This is a genomic window from Mycobacterium sp. 1081908.1 (assembly GCF_001673535.1).
GTDB lineage: Bacteria > Actinomycetota > Actinomycetes > Mycobacteriales > Mycobacteriaceae > Mycobacterium.
Genome location: NZ_LZLY01000046.1, coordinates 1 through 3,564, shown reverse-complemented (window position 1 = coordinate 3,564; position 3,564 = coordinate 1). Strand labels below are relative to the sequence as shown.

At 79.5% G+C, this 3,564-nt stretch carries 1 protein-coding gene; it reads right to left on the bottom strand.

Annotated elements, in window-relative coordinates:
• A partial coding sequence (locus A5655_RS29105; protein WP_156764742.1) for a PE family protein occupies positions 1-3,543 on the bottom strand: 3,543 nt, incomplete at its 3' end.
• Positions 3,544-3,564 lie beyond the last annotated feature (21 nt).

The following is a 3,564-nucleotide window of genomic DNA, read 5'->3' as shown; positions in this document are numbered from 1 at the left end:
GCCGAGGCCGCCGTTGTTGCCGTTGCCGCCGTTGCCGCCGGTCCCTCCGGGCGCGCCGTCGGAGGCCGCGCCGCCGGTGCCGCCCACGCCGCCGGCACCGCCGACCCCGCCGTTGCCGCCGTCGCCGCCGGCGCCGGCATTGCCGGTGCCCGCCGCGTCCGTCACGTTGCCGCCGTTGCCGCCGTCATTGCCGCGTCCGCCGAGGCCGCCGCCACCGCCGTTACCGCCGGCCCCGGCCGCTTGGGTGCCATTGGCCGCGCCGCCGGCGCCGCCCTGGCCGCCGGCACCGCCGTCCGCAGAGTTGGGGCTGGACCCGCCATTACCGGCGTTGCCCAGCGCGGAGTCGCCGCCGTTGCCGCCGATCCCGCCATAGCCGCCGAAGCCGCCGCCGCCGCCGTCGCCGCCCCTGCCTGCCGACGCGGTGCTCGAGGCCGCGCCGCCATTGCCGCCCTGACCGCCGGTGGGGGCCAGACCGGCGGTGCCGCCGGCGCCGCCATTCCCGCCGTTGCCGGACCCGCCGGACGCGCCGCCGTTACCGCCGAGGCCGCCGAGGCCGCCGCCGAACTTGTAGCTGCCGCCATCGCCGCCGGTTCCGCCGTTGCCGCCGGATTCGGTGGCCGAAGCCGCGCCGCCGTCGCCGCCCACGCCGCCGTTGGCCGCGTTGGTGCCGTTGCCGCCGGCGCCGCCGTTGCCGGCGTTGCCCGACGCGGAGTTGCCGCCGTTGCCGCCGGTCCCGCCGTAGCCGCCGGAGCCGGGTGCCCCGCCGGCACCGCCGTCGCCGGCCGCCTGGGTGGCCGAGGCCGCACCGCCGGCACCGCCTCTAGCGCCGGCGGTGGCGTCGCCGGAGTCGCCGCCGGCGCCGCCATTACCGCCGTGGCCGGACCCGCCAGCGTTGCCGCCGTTGCCGCCGATGCCGCCGCCGTTGCCGCCGCCGCCACCGCCGGTGCCACCGGCGCCGCCGTGGCCGCCCGGGTCGGTGGCGGTGGCTGCGCCGCCGTCGCCGCCCGTGCCGGAGGTGCCTGCGTCGGCGCCGCGCCCGCCGGCGCCGCCGTCTCCGCCGTTACCGGTTGGGCCCAGCGCGTTGCCGCCGTTACCGCCGGTGCCGCCCACGCCGGCGTTGCCGTTGGGGACGGATGTCCCGCCGTTGCCGCCGGTGCCGCCTGGGCCGCTGGTGCCGCCGTTGCCGCCGTTGCCGCTGGTGCCGCCGGCCCCCCCGGCCCCGCCGTTCCCGCCATCGCCCAGCGCGGAGTCCCCACCGTTGCCGCCGTTGCCGCCGCCGCCGGCGAAGCCGCCGATGCCGCCGTTGCCGCCGTTTTGGCCGGCGCCGAAGCTGTCCGCGCCATCGCCGCCGCTGCCGCCGACAGAGCCGGCGCCGCCGGCACCGCCGTGCCCGCCGGTGCCCGACCCGCCGGAGTTGCCACCGTTGCCGCCGTAGCCGCCATAACCGCCGAACGCGCCCTTACCGCCGCTGCCGCCGGCGCCGCCCGGCTCGGTGGCTGAGGCCGCACCACCGGCGCCGCCCGCGCCGCCATTGCCACCTGGGGTGCCGGGGCCGCCGTCACCGCCGTCGCCGCCATTGCCGAGCGCGGAGTTACCGCCATTGCCCCCGAAGCCGTCTCCACCGCCGTTGCTGCCGGTGGCGCCGTTGCCGCCTTTGCCGCCCGGCTGGGTGTCCGAGGCCGCGCCGCCGGTGCCGCCCGCGCCGCCGTCACTGGCGCTGCCCAAGGTGCCGCCGGCACCGCCGGCGCCGCCGCTGCCGGACCCGGCGGCGTCGCCGCCGTTGCCGCCAGTGCCGCCGGCGCCGCCGCCCCAGGTGCCGGCTCCGCCCCTGCCGCCGGTCCCGCCGGGCTCGGTGGCGGTGGCCGCGCCGCCGGTGCCGCCGACGCCGTTGGTGCCCTGGTCACCACCGTGGCCGCCGGTCCCGCCGGCCCCGCCGTTATTGGATGCGCCGAGCGCGTTGCCGCCGTTCCCGCCGTTCCCGCCGTTGCCGGGGCCGCCGCGTGAATCGCCGGACCCCCCGCCCGTGCCGCCGACGCCGCCTGGCCCGCTGGTGCCGCCGTTGCCGCCGTTGCCGCTGTCGCCGCCGGTACCGCCGACCCCGCCGGTACCGGGGTTGCCCGACGCGGAGTTGCCGCCGTTGCCGCCGTTGCCGGCGTTGCCGCCGTAGCCGCCTTCGCCGCCGTGGCCGCCGTTTTGGCCGTCGGCGGTGGTGGTCCCCCCGCCGCCGCCGGTGCCGCCCTGGCCGCCGCCGCCGCCGGTGCCGCCGAGCCCGCCGGTGCCCGACCCGTCGGCGTTGCCGCCGTTGCCGCCATTGCCACCGGCCCCGGCATTGCCGCCGGCGCCGCCGTCAGTGCCGGCGCCGCTGGTTACGACTGATGTGCTGTTGTCAAGGCCGTTGCCGCCGTTGCCACCGAGTCCGCCTTGGCCGCCGCCGCCGCCGTTGCCCGAGCCCAGTGCGACACCGCCGTCGCCGCCGTTGCCGCCGGTGCCGCCGGCCCCGCCGGTGGGCGCACCGTCCGCACCACTACCCGCGTTACCGCCGGTGCCGCCGTAACCGCCGTTGCCCGCCGTGGCACCGGTGCCGCCGGTGCCGGCCGCGCCGCCGGCACCGCCGTTGCCGGCGTTCCCGCCGTTACCGCCGGACGCCCCGGCCGCCGCGCTGACATCGCTGGACGCGTCATATCCGGCGCCACCGGCACCGCCCCGACCGCCCTGGCCACCATGACCGTTGGCCACCAACGCGCCACCGGCGTCACCGCCCTGGCCGCCCTGACCACCCTGACCACCAGCACCACCATCGGGAACACCCGCCGTGCCAGCCGCCCCGTCGCCACCATTACCGCCGTTACCGGCGTTGGCGCCGGCACTGTCGGCGCCCGCGGTCGCCGTCCCGCCACCGGACGCGCCACCGGCACCACCGTTACCACCGTTACCGCCGTTACCGCCCAGGCCGCTGGCCGCCCCGATGGCACCACTACCACCGGGACCGGCGGTCCCGGCATCACCACCATTGCCGCTGGTCCCAGAACCGAGCAGCCCGCCGGTGCCGGCCGCGCCGCCGGCACCGCCGTTACCGGCGTTACCGCCATTACCGCCGGACGCCCCGGCCGCCGCGCTGACATCGCTGGACGCGTCATACCCGGCGCCACCGGCACCGCCCTGACCACCCTGACCACCGCTGCCGTTAGCGCCGCCGGCACCGGAATTACCGCCTTGACCGCCCTGACCGCCCTGACCGCCGCCTTGACCATCGATGCTGCCGGCCGTGCCCGCCGTCCCGGCGCCACCGTTACCGCCGTTACCGCCGGTACCACCCGCGCCCGCGCCGGCCGTCGCGCCGTTGAACCCCAAGATTCCGCCGGCCCCGCCGACCCCGCCAGCCCCGGCGTTGCCGCCGAGCCCACCGTTACCACCGGTTCCCCCGGCCACACCTAAGCCAGCGCCACCGTCAGCGCCTAGTCCGCCGCCGCCGCCGTTACCGCCCAGGCCACCGGCCTTACCCGGTTCCCCGGTGCCGCTGGACGGCCTGGGCGGCACCGACATCACCGAGCTCATCGAGCAGCA